Source organism: Ruegeria sp. BHSC026, from assembly GCF_059613065.1.
In genome coordinates this window covers 1-14,099 of the sequence record NZ_JBXWRV010000031.1, presented here as the reverse complement: position 1 = coordinate 14,099, position 14,099 = coordinate 1, and the positions used below count along the sequence as shown (strand labels likewise).

General features: G+C 54.6%; 12 protein-coding genes and 2 pseudogenes. 7 read left to right on the top strand and 7 right to left on the bottom strand.

The window, feature by feature from the left end; genetic code table 11:
- Positions 1-96: pseudogene (locus AC2FME_RS18180) on the top strand (IS5/IS1182 family transposase); the annotation flags it as partial.
- Between the two features lie 94 nt (positions 97-190).
- On the opposite strand, the gene AC2FME_RS18175 reads toward AC2FME_RS18180, so the two are convergent.
- From AC2FME_RS18175 to AC2FME_RS18165, 3 genes are read right to left on the bottom strand one after another with little or no spacing between them, the layout of a single operon-like run.
- A complete protein-coding gene (locus tag AC2FME_RS18175; protein WP_496713366.1) occupies positions 191-1,432 on the bottom strand; it encodes an efflux RND transporter periplasmic adaptor subunit in 1,242 nt (413 codons plus the stop codon).
- Between the two features lie 5 nt (positions 1,433-1,437).
- Complete coding sequence (locus AC2FME_RS18170) at positions 1,438-3,792, bottom strand: ABC transporter permease (protein ID WP_496801192.1); 2,355 nt, start codon at positions 3,790-3,792, stop codon at positions 1,438-1,440.
- 16 nt (positions 3,793-3,808) lie between these two features.
- Positions 3,809-4,534, bottom strand: a complete 726-nt coding sequence (locus AC2FME_RS18165; RefSeq protein ID WP_496801191.1) for an ABC transporter ATP-binding protein — start codon at positions 4,532-4,534, stop codon at positions 3,809-3,811.
- 621 nt (positions 4,535-5,155) lie between these two features.
- On the opposite strand from AC2FME_RS18165, the gene AC2FME_RS18160 reads away from it, so the two are divergent.
- Positions 5,156-5,752, top strand: a complete 597-nt coding sequence (locus tag AC2FME_RS18160; protein WP_496682619.1) for a Spy/CpxP family protein refolding chaperone — start codon at positions 5,156-5,158, stop codon at positions 5,750-5,752.
- 140 nt (positions 5,753-5,892) lie between these two features.
- Here the strand turns inward: AC2FME_RS18160 and mgrA are convergent, their stop codons facing one another.
- Together mgrA and AC2FME_RS18150 are read right to left on the bottom strand one after the other, a co-directional pair.
- Positions 5,893-6,924 carry an L-glyceraldehyde 3-phosphate reductase gene (gene mgrA, locus AC2FME_RS18155; RefSeq protein ID WP_496795959.1) on the bottom strand — a complete coding sequence of 344 codons (1,032 nt, stop codon included), beginning with the start codon at positions 6,922-6,924 and terminating at the stop codon, positions 5,893-5,895.
- A gap of 293 nt (positions 6,925-7,217) precedes the next feature.
- Positions 7,218-7,975, bottom strand: a pseudogene (locus AC2FME_RS18150) (IS5 family transposase).
- A gap of 376 nt (positions 7,976-8,351) precedes the next feature.
- Between AC2FME_RS18150 and AC2FME_RS18145 the strand changes: the two are divergent.
- Genes AC2FME_RS18145 through AC2FME_RS18135 form a run of 3 tightly spaced genes read left to right on the top strand, consistent with a single transcriptional unit; the run spans position 8,352 to position 9,888 of the window.
- Complete coding sequence (locus AC2FME_RS18145) at positions 8,352-8,888, top strand: histidine phosphatase family protein (RefSeq protein WP_496713360.1); 537 nt, start codon at positions 8,352-8,354, stop codon at positions 8,886-8,888.
- Between the two features lie 24 nt (positions 8,889-8,912).
- A complete protein-coding gene (locus AC2FME_RS18140; RefSeq protein ID WP_496801190.1) occupies positions 8,913-9,152 on the top strand; it encodes a hypothetical protein in 240 nt (79 codons plus the stop codon).
- A gap of 31 nt (positions 9,153-9,183) precedes the next feature.
- Positions 9,184-9,888, top strand: a complete 705-nt coding sequence (locus AC2FME_RS18135; RefSeq protein ID WP_496801189.1) for an IS6 family transposase — start codon at positions 9,184-9,186, stop codon at positions 9,886-9,888.
- Between the two features lie 63 nt (positions 9,889-9,951).
- Here the strand turns inward: AC2FME_RS18135 and AC2FME_RS18130 are convergent, their stop codons facing one another.
- Both AC2FME_RS18130 and AC2FME_RS18125 read right to left on the bottom strand, forming a co-directional pair.
- Entirely contained in the window at positions 9,952-10,692 is a 741-nt protein-coding gene (locus AC2FME_RS18130) for an outer membrane protein (RefSeq protein ID WP_496686974.1), read from the bottom strand.
- A 75-nt stretch (positions 10,693-10,767) separates the two neighbouring features.
- Positions 10,768-11,880: an HlyD family secretion protein gene (locus AC2FME_RS18125; RefSeq protein WP_496682608.1), complete on the bottom strand. Its 1,113-nt coding sequence runs from the start codon at positions 11,878-11,880 to the stop codon at positions 10,768-10,770.
- A gap of 282 nt (positions 11,881-12,162) precedes the next feature.
- Here AC2FME_RS18125 and AC2FME_RS18120 point away from each other — a divergent pair, with 282 nt between their 5' ends.
- Together AC2FME_RS18120 and gntH are read left to right on the top strand one after the other, a co-directional pair.
- Positions 12,163-12,741, top strand: a complete 579-nt coding sequence (locus tag AC2FME_RS18120) for a TetR/AcrR family transcriptional regulator (RefSeq protein ID WP_496801188.1) — start codon at positions 12,163-12,165, stop codon at positions 12,739-12,741.
- A gap of 86 nt (positions 12,742-12,827) precedes the next feature.
- A complete protein-coding gene (gene gntH / locus AC2FME_RS18115; RefSeq protein ID WP_496801187.1) occupies positions 12,828-13,991 on the top strand; it encodes a guanitoxin biosynthesis MBL fold metallo-hydrolase GntH in 1,164 nt (387 codons plus the stop codon).
- The last annotated feature ends 108 nt before the right edge of the window (positions 13,992-14,099 follow it).

Sequence of the window (14,099 nt, the reverse complement as noted above, 5' to 3'; positions counted from 1 at the left end):
AAGGATTGGCGGCGGGTGGCAACCCGCTACGACAGATGCCCGAAAGTCTTCCTGTCCGCCATCGCCCTTGCCGCTCTCGTCATATACTGGTTATGAGTCCTGACCCTAGACCGGACGGACAGCCAAGGCCCCGCCAACGACTGCTTCGAGCCCAAAACAGAAATGGTCAAACCGCCCGAAAAAAGACCCGTTACTTTATCTGCCTTTTTTCAATTCGCGAGCCGTCAATCAGATTGGCTGATGGAAAAAGAACCACCGTATCACCCGGCTCCAATCCACTTAGCACTTGAGCTTCGACACCATTGTTTTGGCCGATGTCCACTTTCTTTAGAACTGCGCGGCCGCCAGCATTGGCAAAGACGGCCCAATTCGCTTCCTGTCGAAACAGCGCAGCTGAAGGAACGATGGTAACGTCTTCTTGTTCCCAGACGACTATGCGGACTTCGATACGATATCCGTGTCCCAAAGTCCCTCGAACCTCGCTTGGACCGTCGAATTGTATCGTGGTTTCAACCCGCTGTTCCTCTACTCCCAGTGCTGAGTACTTCGTGTATCCATAGGGGTCAATCCGGCTAACTGAACCACTCAGATCGCCAAGGCCGCCCCAATTGGTGATAATTACACGATCCCCTTCGCTGACCTGCACCGCTTCTGACGACAAGAGTTCTGCCACTACTTCGAGGTCGCCTTCGATGTTTCCGATTTCCAATATCGGCTCACCAGCCGGGAGTGTTGTTTCACTTTTCTGGATAACTTTCAAAATAGTTCCGTCGATGGGTGCGCGCAGCGGAATACTGTAGGAGGGCGCCCCGCTATCCTCAAGCGCTTCGGCTAGACCTGCGTCATCAAATCCAATCAATCGCGCGCGCGCATTGGCCAGTTCTGCCTCTCGCATCGCGATTGCAGCCTGGACTGTATCGAGGTTGGCTTTAGCGATTCTGGCGGCCTGCTCGGACCTTTCCATCGTGACTTTGCTTGCTATGCCTTTAGCAACAAGCTTTTGTGTGCGCTCAAGTTCGCTTTGCGCGAAGTCGTCCGTAGCCAATGCCGCGTTTAAATCCGCGCGGGCAACCCTGAGCGCTGCTTCGGCGGCGCTGACCGCAGCAAGTGCTTGCTCGCGGGTACGTACATCCAGAGCCGATGGATTGGCCGGCGTCATGCGGGCAACGATCGTTTCACCACCGACGACACGGTCACCGGGCAGAACCGTAACACGTTGCAGTTCACCGGCAATAGGGGAAGAAACGACATAGGGTTCCTTAACCCTCGTTTTGCCTTCTTCGTTGATGGTAACAATCATATTGCCGCGTTCTACCGTCGCAGTATCGACCAGTATCGGGCGCGGCCAGAAAGCGGCAAGGAGAGTAACCGCAACCACAATCGCTGAAACAATTGTTAAGATCGACCGAGAGTACCTTTTTCGCGCGCTCACGAATGCTACTCCCTTGATTTGAGTGCCAGAACCAGATCCGACCGATCCACATTGCGTTTAACCAACCACCCTGAAAGCAATGCTGCAATGACCACAACCACAGTAGCTTGCCCAAAACTCCTGAAACTAAAGTAGGGGGGGATTTGGTACAGGTCCGTACTGAAACCTTGAGAGACCGCGATGGTCAAACCATAGCCTGCTAACGCCCCTAACGGCAGCGCCAGCAACGTGACGACGGCCAATTCACCTAGCAAGACGAAGGCTACTTCTGTTCTTGTGAACCCCAAAACTCGCAGCGCTGCCAGATCCCGGACGCGTTCGGCTTGAGCGACGCGAGCTGCATTGTATATTACACCAAACGTTATAACCCCGGCAATCAAGGCCATAATGTAGCGCATGGCGCCTGCTCCTTCGTCCATCACTTTCTGAAACGCACCTCTAGTATCAGATTTTAGCGCCACACCCGCCACCATTGGCATGTCCTTGAGCTGTTTGTAAGTCTCCTCCTCAAGATACTTGTCAGTTCGTATGAATGCTCCGGATACTCGATCCGGTTCGCGGAGAACACGGTTCAGTGCGGTTATCTCCATGTATGCCGGCGATCCCATGAGGCTTTCGGAAATGGCGACTACGGGCAGTTGCAACACAGGACGACGACCTTCGCGTACGTCAACGGAAAGCCAGTCACCCGCTCGGATGTCGAGAATTCTAGCGAGGCCTGATGAAAGAATGACCCCATCCTGGCGCATCGGGATCGATCGTTCAGCACGGTCTATTGCGCGGTTCAACCTTGGAAATTCAGTCAATCCGGTAATCGCACCGCGATAGGAAAGACGACCGTGCTTAAAGATTGCGGGCACGATGCGAACAGGCTCAACTTCAATTACTCCTTCGATTGACTGTACGTCGAACAGGCTTTGGCGAGAAATGGGGTTTATAAAACTGACGGACACGTTGCTCCGATCCATGATATCGAAGGTCAGCTCAGCCATTCTGTCGAAACTTGCTAGAATTGATGCCATTGCTGCTGACAGAGCGATGCCGGCGCTGACGCCTGTTATCGCGCCTATCATTCGCACGGGCTGGCGCGTAAGCCGGCGCAACACCATTCGAGTTGGTTGGTCCAGATACCCGGCTAAGGCTTTTCCGATTTGCCCGCTTCTGCTGTAATCGGCTGGCGCCGCGGCCCGCATCGCCACTGCAGGTGTCAAGACAAATACCCTACGCAACACCACCATCCCTCCGACCGAAGATGTCATAATACTCGCTAAAAATCCAAGCGTAACGCTCAGAGGTTCCAGTCGAAAAACTAAAAACGGGAATTTGTAATAAACGAGGTAGACATCTATCAGCGCGCGTCCGGCAACTATTCCCAATATTCCACCTACAATGGCTCCACCCCCAGCAATTATCAGGACCATTTTTAGATAGTGGCTTCCAACCTCCCAATTCGTGTAACCGAATGCTTTCATCAATCCGATTTCTTCCCTTTCAGAAGCCACCAAACGGGAAATGACAATGTAAAGAAGAAACGCAGCGACGGCCAAGAAGATCGGGGGGACTGTAGCAGACGTACGGCGCAAGCCGTCAATTTCTTCTAAAACAAACTTGTTCGAGGCAAGATCACTAAGCGGGAACGCGCCAAGTCCCCCGAACTTGTCCAAGACCCTATCGGTTGCACGAAGGATCGCAGGTGTTTCCGCTCCGCGGCTCAACGAAAAGAGGGCTTCGTTGAAAGCTCCGTTCAGGTCAAATGCAGCCTCCATAGCTGGACGACTGAGCCAAAGAACTGCAAATCGACTATCGTCAGGCACCATTTCTCCCGGCGCTGCGGCAAAAAGAAACTCAGGCGACATTGCAAGTCCGACGACCTCGAAGTTTCGCCGCGCCCCGTTCATGGTTGCAGAGATCTGATCTCCGGGTCTTAAGCCGTGAGCCTGCGCAAAGCTTTGCAAAACAATTATTTCATCAGGCCGCTCGCGAGAGAGGTGTCGACCATCGGTCAAATAGATCAAATTCAATTTGGCTTCGCCGATTTCGGGAAGCGAAATGGCCAGAGCGCGAATGGGCAGTTCTATATTCGGTAAGTCCACCAAAGCCTGCCCGACCACTCGGGTGTCGACCGATGAAACTCCAGGTAAATTCCGTAAGTCTTCGGCAATATGTTCTGGAGCTCCGACAACCGGCGCAAAAACGTCTGCAAGACGATATCTTTCGTAATACGCCGTACGGGTCTCATCCAAGCTGACAACCAATCCGGACTGCATGACTTGCATCAGGACGCCGAGTGCAACAACTAAACCGATCGCCGTAGCCTGACCTTTGATGTGCCACAGATCTCTAGCGAGCTTTTTTGCCATTGCAGACATTCTGCAGCTACCACTCGATATCTTCTGGCGCGACTTTGGAGGTGTTTTGCGTAACTTCGATTACAGCGCCATCACCAAAGCGGATGACCCGGTCAGCCATGGCTGCCTGAGACGTCGCGTGGGTCACAATCAGAACAGTTGCACCCAGCCGCTCATTCACATCTTTCAGGACCTGTAAAACAGTCCTTCCCGTTTTACTGTCTAAGGCACCTGTTGGTTCATCGCAGAACAGCACGTCTGGCTGTTTCGCAACCGCACGTGCAATCGCGACGCGTTGTTGTTCGCCACCAGACAACTGGGCGGGGAAGTGATCAACGCGATCGGTCAATCCGACGAGCGCAAGCGCGTGGTCAGGGTCCATTGGGTTTCGTGCGATCTCCGTAACAAGCTCAACATTCTCTCGAGCAGTTAGGCTAGGCATCAGATTATAGAATTGAAAAACAAACCCCACGTGATCTCTGCGATACCGGGTAAGTTCTTTGTCTGACATCAAAGTCAGATCTTGGTCGCGAAAGTGAATGCTGCCGTCGGACGCTCGATCTAGGCCTCCGACAATGTTCAGCAAGGTCGATTTTCCGCTGCCTGAAGCGCCAAGTAGCACAACGATTTCTCGTTCCGGAATGTCCAGATTTACTCCGCGCAATGCGTGCACGGCCGCAGGCCCTTCGCCGTAGACTCGCTTTAGGTTTCTTATTGTATATGCATTCTTTTCCACGTCTGTAACGTAGCGCATTGTAGGTTTAAGGTACATTTGAAAGCGTTTCCGCTTGACACGGAAGGGAGTGCCGCTTCGAATTTCCAAAAAATGGAGACTCTGCTGTGTAATGGATACCATTTTTGGTATTCCACGACACCATAGCGGTTCGCGGCAGCATAGCTATGGCCAGCGGCGTCAATGTGCTGACTTTCAGAAAAAATGAAGCGGAGCGCGGGAAATTACACCCCAACAGCCCTCGGCGGATAGTATTTGGCGTTACTCAGGTTGCCATCTACACGCGCCGGTAGCCTTGAATTAAGTCAATGATAACTTTTTCTGTTGAAGGCTTCGCCTAAGCCGTTGATTTCTGAATACAAGCGACCGGCAGTTTTGTCCGCACTGCGGACGTAGAGCATGATGCCATGAGCGTCTGCTGTCGGCGGAAAGCTGCTGTTTCCGCTGAAGATCGCGGTTCAGCGACTGCCAACGACCGCTTTCAAATAGACCGGACGTTCATCGAAATCCAGGCTATGGCAGCAACGCGGGACTTAGCCGCCATTCGTTATGGCGCGCGAACGACGGCTTGTGTACTACGCGGGAAAATTCATACTGTCTTTGTATTGGCGAATGCCGCGCTCTTTTTGTAGGGGAATGCCCATGAAATTCGTTTTGTCGATGGCGGTTGTTCTATCTGCGATGCCTTTGTCGGCGTTATCACAGGATGATGGGCACAAGCATGGTGGTACACCGTACGCCGGTTTCGAGACACGTGAGATCAAAAGCCTATCCAATCAAGATATAGCTGAGCTTCGCCGGGGCGGCGGTTGGGGACTGGCTCTTCCTGCGGAGTTGAACGGCCTTCCTGGCCCCGCTCATCTGCTGGAGCTTCAAGAAGAGCTTGCGCTTTCAAATGATCAAGTTGCTGAAATTACGGCGTTGTTTGAAGAAATGAGAACCGAAGCCATCGCGGCAGGAGAAAAATTCATCGCTGCTGAAGCTGCGGTGAGCGCAGCTTTTGAAGACACCGAAGTTTCAGAAGATGAACTCGCAATTCTTTTGGCTAAAGCTGCTGAAGCCCAAGCCGCTTTGCGTATGGTTCATTTGTCGAGACATCTCGCGACACCAGCTCTTCTGAGCGATGATCAGATCCGAAGATATAGCGTACTGCGCGGCTACTCAGATGATCCATGCGCCAATGTCCCAGAAGGGCATGACCCAACCATGTGGCGACGCCACAACGGTTGCGATGGGTAGGCCGATCTTCGTTCGTCTTGCAGATACGGAACTCTGGGCCGACGGCCCTTGTTAGCTGGTTGGTCGAACTAAAGGACATTTAATCCGCCAATAACTGTATGCTTTGAAGGGCGTGGGTTTTGCTTACGTTCTAAGGATGGTCATTCTGTTTCTGACGACCGCGCCCACAAATTGATATCTTCTTCCGAACTGATTTCATCGATCTTTTTGAGCTCGTCAGCACTGAAGTCGAGATTATCGACGACGCGTGCGCAATCGACGATTTGTTCCGGCCGGGACGCACCAATAAGTGCGGTCGTTACACGCCCGCTTCTGAGCACCCAGGCCAGGGCCATTTGCGCCAGAGTCTGCCCGCGTTCCTCGGCCATGTTGTTCAGAGCACGGACACTTGCCAGAGACCGCTCGTTGATCATGCCATCGAGCAATGACTTCCCTTGCGTGGCACGGCTACCACTCGGAATACCGGTTAGATACTTGGAAGTCAGAATGCCTTGTGCCAGCGGCGTGAATGCAATCGATCCTACCCCCAGGTCGTCCAGTGTATCGAGCAAACCGTCCCGCTCTACCCAACGGTTGAGCAGGTTGTAGGAAGGCTGGTGAATCAAACAGGGCGTCCCAAGGTCGTTGAGAATTTTCACCGCCTCGCGCGTGCGTTGGGAGTTGTAGCTCGAGATGCCTGCGTAGAGCGCGCGACCCGACCGTACGATATAATCCAACGCGCCCATTGTTTCTTCGAGAGGGGTATCGGGGTCAAAGCGGTGGGAATAAAAGATGTCGACATAATCAAGCCCCATGCGCGCGAGTGATTGGTCACAGGACGCAATCATGTACTTGCGTGACCCCCATTCCCCATAGGGACCCGGCCACATGTCGTAGCCTGCTTTGGAGGAAATGATCAGTTCATCCCTGTAACCCGCGAAATCCGTTTTGAGGATCTCGCCAAATGCCTCTTCGGCTGAACCGGGTGGTGGACCGTAGTTGTTCGCCAGATCAAAGTGAGTGATCCCATGATCAAACGCGGTTCGACACATGGCGCGCTTGTTTTCGTGCGTCGAGTCCGCACCGAAATTATGCCACAGGCCTAGGCTGACAACCGGAAGCTTCACACCGGATCGCCCACATCGCCGATACACCATCCGCTCATAGCGGTTCAGCGCCGGGGTGTAAGGAATGGGTTTTGGCTTTGGCGGTCTTTGAGCTTTGGTCATGCGCACATAATCAATGGATTGTCGGGCCTGTCAAACGGATCACCTCCAGCAAGATCGACGCGACTCATTTTCATCCTATTGGTTAGCCTTGCTCCACGTGTGAAAGATTCCACAATCCGATCATTCGCATTCATCGCCAACTCTCAAACGCAGCCAATGAATCCTATGGCGAACTACACTGCGGCGATGAGAAAAACACAGCGGAAGATTTTGAGGCGTGAACCGGAAATTGCCGGTCTGTCGCTTAGGGTCAGGACTCATAGCCAGTAAATGACGAGTGCTGCGAGGACGATGGCTGACAGGAAGACCTGCGGGCATCTGTCGTATCGCATTGCGACACGCCGCCAATCCTTCAGCCTGCCGAACATGATCTCGATCCGGTTGCACCTCTTGTAGCGGCGCTTGTCGTACTTGACAGGTTTCTGCCGCTGCTTCCGGCTAGGGATGCAGGCGCCTATCCCTTTGTCTTTCAACGCTTCCCGGAACCAGTCGGCATCATATCCGCGGTCCCCGGGCAGCCAGTCGACATCGGGTGGGCTGCTCAGCAATGCGCGTGCGCCGATGTAGTCGCTGACCTGACCGGCGGTGACGAACAGGTTGAGTGGACGTCCCCGGCTGTCGCAGATGGCACGCTACTTGGTGTTCATGCCGCCCTTGGTGCGGCCAATCAGGCGTCCACGCCCCCTTTTTTGACGCCCAAATTGGTCGCGGTAAGGTGGGCCTTCAGGTAGGTGGCGTCGATCATTATGGTCTTCGCTTCGCCGTGAGCGGCAGCCAGACCTGCCATCATCTGGGCGAAGATGCCTTTGTCGCTCCACCGCTTCCAACGGTTATAGAGGGTCTTGTGTTGGCTACAGGCAGAAGGGGCATCGCGCCATCTCAACCCATTGCGATTAATGAAGATAATTTCACTCAACACGCGCCGGTCATCGACGCGGGGTTTGCCGTGGGATTTCGGAAAGAAGGGCTCGAGACGCGCCATCTGCGCGTCCGTAAGCCAGAAAAGATCAGACATGTTCACCGCTCGTTTTCGAGCCGTGAATCACGCTGCTGGACGAAAATCAATGGGTCCTGACCCTTCTGTATCTTCTGTTTGCTATCCTGATCCCGTCACCGACCTTGGCCGAGGCCGGACTAGGCCCGTTGCCAGCAACCGGCACAGCTCGGCGCGGCGTTCGGTCGAGGCTATCCGGTCGGGCGGCAGCGGGTTGGACCCCAGTCGCGATGTGTTGATCGCGTTTCGCATGGGGCAACGCTACCCGCGCGCCCGTCGAAAACAATGCAGTTCAATGGTTTACGGGGATTAAGCGGAGGGAGGCGGACGCATGCGTAACGACCGCCGCCGGATTTTGTGGTCTGGAAAGCCAAGGCGGGCCGCCTAGGTTCTGCTCATGCGCCTGATCACATTCATCCTGCTTCTCCTGCCCGCATCGCTTTTTGCCAACGACTGGGACGCCCTGGAACAACCTGGCGCGATTGCGATCATGCGGCATGCTCTCGCCCCCGGAACGGGCGATCCCGCCAATTTCGAACTTGGGAATTGCAAAACCCAGCGAAACCTTGACACGCGCGGCCGCAACCAGGCCCGCGCGATCGGTGCGGCCTTTCGGGAGCGTGGGATAGAGTTTGACCGGGTGCTGACGAGCCAATGGTGCCGGACCCGCGAAACCGCCGAACTTCTCGATCTCGGGCCCGTGGTGGACGCGCCTGCGTTGAATTCGTTCTTTGGCAGATACGAGCGAAGAGACAGTCAGACCCGCGACTTGCGGGCCTTGTTACGGGAACAGGATGGCCGGGTGATGCTGGTGTCGCACCAGGTCAATATTTCTGCGCTCGCGGGGCAAGCAACGCGATCCGGTGAGGTCCTGATCATCCGGCAGCACGAGGGCGACATCGAGGTTTTGGGCAGCATCCTGTTGGATCCCTGACGGACCCTTCGCGCCTTCGTTACCTTGATCCGTTTCGACGTAGCCTATCATGGTCTGTTCATGACCAACCGGCGGCAGTTCAACGACAATCCCCGGCTCACCGACTACGTCACGCGGATGCTCTACTTGCCCGGCGTGCGGGAAACGGTGAACATGGATCACATCCTGCAGGGCTACTATTCGATTAAGGCGCTCAACCCCAATGGGATCGTGCCGAAGGCACCCGATCATATCGCGGGGCGGTGTCAGAGGGAATCTGGTTGAGCGGAGCAGGGCGGTCTCATAGCGTCTTGGGATGACGAAAGACGACCCATTCAAGTATTTCCGAACCAGCCGCGAGATCATCCGCCTGGCGGTCATGATGTACGTGCGTTTCCCGCTGTCGCTCCGCAATGTCGAGGATCTGCTGCACGAGCGCGGTATCGACATCAGTCACGAATCCGTCCGGTTCTGGTGGAACAGGTTCGGCCCGATGTTCGCTTCCGAGATCCGGAAACGCCGGATCGAAGGGATGAAATCGAGCCGTTGGCGTTGGCATCTCGACGAGATGTTCGTGAAGATCAATGGGGAGCGGCACTATCTGTGGCGGGCGGTCGATCACGAGGGCGAGGTGCTTGAAAGCTACGTCACAAAGACCCGGGACAAGAAGGCCGCATTGAAATTCCTAAAGAAAGCAATGCTTAAACATGGTCGGCCCAAGGTTATCGTGACCGACAAGCTCCGGTCCTACGGTGCCGTTCTGAAAGAACTCGGCGCTGACGAGCGGCAGGAGAAGGCCCGCTGGGTGAATAACAGAGCTGAGAACTCGCACCTACCATTCCGACGACGAGAACGGGCAATGCAACGTTTCCGCCGGATGCGAAGCTTGCAGCTGTTCGTTCCCGTCCACGCCTCTGTCTGCAACCATGTCAATTCGGAGCGCAGCCTCTACTCAAGAGCCAACTTCAAGAAGAACCGCGCCGACGCTCTTGCAGAGTGGCGTCAACTCGGCGCGGCATAAGGGACAACGATCCTGCCCTTGTAGAGACCAGTTCGAATCTGTCTGACAGCACCCAGAGCCACACTAAAAACGGGCTTTTACACCAAAGACCGGACCATGCTGACTGACATCATAGGCAAACGGGCCGGTTGCCAGAGTCGTCGAGTAGTCCATACTGAAATAGCGGTAGCCGAAGAAGATAGACGTGCGGTCCCAAGGCTTCCAATCGAAGCCGGCATTTATTCCTACTTGAAGATCGTTGCCGCCTGCGCCAAAGCCGCCAAGATCGAACGATGCGATCGCTGCCCACTTTTCGTTCAATTCCCACATGCCGCGTGCGCCAACGACGGGTTCCCACCAGCCTTCGTCCCCGCCGAGTACAGGCGTCGGTACCGGTGATGTGATCGTGATCTCCTGCCGGAGCGAGTTGTAACGCGCGCCAAACTGCAGATCGAAGGCCTGCCGTTTCCCATTTGCACCTGTCAAATCTGCAAATTTGTAGCTTGCCATGAAAGCGGCCCATTTCTGCCGAATGTCAGCATTGAATGTCGCATTCGGGATCGGCAGCGCTCCGTCAGCTTCAAGGGCAACATAGTTAGCGTCGAAAATGAACCCCCAATCACCACGCCAAGCCTCGAAGCGACCGGCAGCAGCAAAGTCCAACAGGTCCAACGCATCTCCCAAGTCCAGATCAAGGGGCACAGAGGTTCCTGCGATGGTTGACGTGCCGCTGGTTCTTGCAGGAAGAAACGCATAAAAGGCCAATACATACCGCCAGTCTTGTTCATTTTGACCGGACCGCGAGAAGGGTTCAGCATGCGCCATGCCCGTCCACCCCAACGGCAGAAGGATTGTCAAAGCAAGAAGCCTGATTGAATTCATAAGCATTTAGATCCCTCTCTATAGATAATTCATTTGCTTGGTTAGCCAGAACAGAACGCGCGCTAGCGGCTCTATCGGCCCCGCTTCATCTGTGATCAGCATAGCAGTGCCACTCACACCAAGTTTCGTGGCGTGTTCTGGCAGATCACCTGGTAAAACAAGACGAACCACGAACTGATCGGCGCCCAGCAGTTGGCCGATTGAAGGCAGGGTCCCTGTCGCACCTCCCAGAGTTCCCTCAGCTGTTCCGGGAGCAATGGCGTCCACCGTCGTTTTAAACGATGTACCGGGCAGAGCTTGAAGGGCCACCGAAACCTCAGCACCTGGCAAAAATGCATGAGCACCACTTTGGCTGAAAACACCTGTCAGTGCGCGCTGCTCATTCGGCACAAATGCGATCGCGGGCTGCAAGCTGGTTACTCGCTGACCGGCGCGAAGGGTCAAAGCCGTAATTATACCGTCTGAGGGGGCCAACACTTCGGTTTGCTCAAGATTCCATTTGGCAGAGGCAAGAGCTTGCTGCGCCTGAGCGACCGAAGCGTGCACTCCGTCCACTTGAGACGCAATTTGAATTTCAATTCCAAGTTTCCTTGCTTGTGCTGCGTCAAGACTGGCTTGCAATTGCTCTATCTTTGATACGGCTTCCTGCATCTGGAATTCCGTGCTGGCACCTCGCTCTGACAACAGAACAAGATCATCTCGTCGTTGATACCCAAAGACGAGTTGTTCGTTGAGAAGATCGATGTCGGCCTCGGCACCTGCTAGGTCCGCTTGCAGACGCGAGACGCTGGATTGAGCATCAACAAGAGCCGCTTCAAGGCGCGCAACTTCCAGTGCGAATGGAGCTGGATCTATTCGAAAGAGCAGATCACCCTTTGCAATCCGAGTGTTTGACTCGGCTGCGACCTCTACGACAGTCCCCGACACATTTGGAGTAATTTCTATCGTGGTTCCCTGAACGGTCACGCGACCTGTTGGCGCAAGGTAGTTTAGTGCACCTATGACGACCAAGGCGATAACAAGGCCAATCGTAGCCACGACCGTCTTAGACACTCCATTCCAAGGCAACCATTTGAATACACCGAAGATCAAATAAACCAGAAGGGCATAGAGGCTTAGAACAATGAGCACGTCTTAGTGTCTCCTACCAAACTTACAGTGAAGTGTTCGAAATTTGATGGGCAGAACAAACATTTGTTGCAGCAGCCACAGCAACAGGTATTTGCACCACAGAAAGTGAGCGGTACGTGAAATGCCGCGCGACAGAGGGCGGTATCGCCAAAGCTGGAGAACCAACGTTCCTTTTTTGAGAGCAATTTTCGCACGAAGCCACCCAGCGATTCGACTACTCAATCATTAGTGTACGTTTCCGTCTAGTTGTCCACACATTAACAACTTGGTATAAAATCGCAAATGACCACGATCAAACCCGACCCTAACCCCTCAAAGGTCCGAGTGAGCAAGTCTGATTGGCTTGCAGCTGCACTGGATGTTTTAAAGAACGACGGCATCGAAGCTGTACGGGTCGAGCGGCTCGCCGCCAAGCTTGGAGTTTCCAAGAGCGGTTTTTACTATCACTTCAAAGACAAAAGTGACCTGCATCAGAAGATGATGGACTATTGGCTCGGGCTTGATGCATCCCCAATCCTCCGAGAGCAGGTTTATAAGTCTCGAACACCCCAAGCTCGATTGCGAGCGATCTCTGAAATAGTCGAGCAATCCGAGCTAAATCTTCTGGACAGTGCGATGCGGCAATGGGCCCGACGAGACCGGGATGTCCGTCGTGTGTGGCGCCGAGAAATGAAAAAAAGGTTAGCGCATATACGCAGCATTTTTTCGCTGCTGGGTTTCGAGGGTGATGATCTTGAAATGCGGGTGCGTGTCTTCGTGAGCTACCAACTCAGCGAACAAGAGTTGTTTTTTGACCTGTCGAAAAAGGATCGTGACCGGTTACGTGATTTGCGCATCGCGCTTCTTTCGAAGGCTTCATAGGGCATCCGCCCTGAATATTATTTCTAGACTGTACCGTACATATCAAGCTATTCTCCCTGGCAGGCGCGCTGACAGGGGGGAATGAAATGAAACTCAAGGACAAACTCGGCCTATCAACAACAGCTTGCCTTTCTTTGGTCTGCGCTGCTGCGGTGCTTGTCTTAATGCATAGAGCAGAAGTACCGTTTTCGGGAGCCGCCCATGCTGCCGGTGGTGTCGTTGAAAGCCGCACCGGTACGGCGCCGGATCGTTACGTTTACTATCCAGGCACCGAAGAGCTGTCGCCTGGCGAGGTACGCGTTGTAGCCTGTGGCACTGGGATGCCAGATCAGCGGCGCGGTCAGGCTTCGGCTTGTTTCCTGTTCGAGTTCGGCAATGGGGAGAAGTTCATCTTCGACATCGGTACCGGCTCGATGCGTAATATCAATGCCCTGATGATTCCGTCGGAGTTCCTGACCAAAGTCTTCATCAGCCACCTGCACACCGACCACTGGGGCGATCTCGACGGTCTTTGGGCCGGCGGCTGGACATCCGGCCGCCCGGTGCCGCTTGAGATCTGGGGTCCGAGCGGGCAAACACCCGAAATGGGAACCGCCTATGCCATCGACGGTTTCATGCGAGCTTACAACTGGGACTTTCAAACGCGCTCGTTCAAGATCACCCCGATCCCGGGCACGATCACGGTGCACGAGTTCGACTATCGGGCAGAAAACGCAGTGATCTATGACGACGGCGAGATTGTCGTACGCTCGATTCCGGCAATCCACACTGGCGACGGGCCGGTCAGTTACATCATCGAATACGCTGGGCTCAAGCTGGTCTTTGGCGGAGACACCTCGCCCAACAAATGGTTCGTCGAATATGCCAAGGACGCCGATTTCGTGATCCATGAAGCCTTCGCTACGCCGGAATTCTTTATGAAGGATTATGGTCAGCCGGCACAGCTCGCCTGGCGGGCCTGCTGCGAATTCCACACCTCCGGCCCGGCCTTTGGCAAGGTGATGAGCGAGATTCAACCAGGTCACGCCGTGGCCTACCACACGATGGAAGAGGCGCATCAGGAACTTCTGTTGAAGATCCGCTCTACCTATGATGGGCCGCTGTCGATCGCGATGGACATGATGACGTGGAATATCACTGCCGATGGCGTGACCGAGCGCATGGCAGTCTCTGCTGACCGGGCCAGCGCGGTGCCGGGGCCGACCCGCCAGCCGCCACCAGACCCGTCCATTCCGGATCCAATGAGCTGATCCTCCCCCACTGAAGTGGTCCGCCGTTATGTTTAGGAAAACGGAGGATCAGAATGGGAACGAAACGACTCAAGCCTGAGGAAATTGTAACGAAGTTGCGGCAGGTTG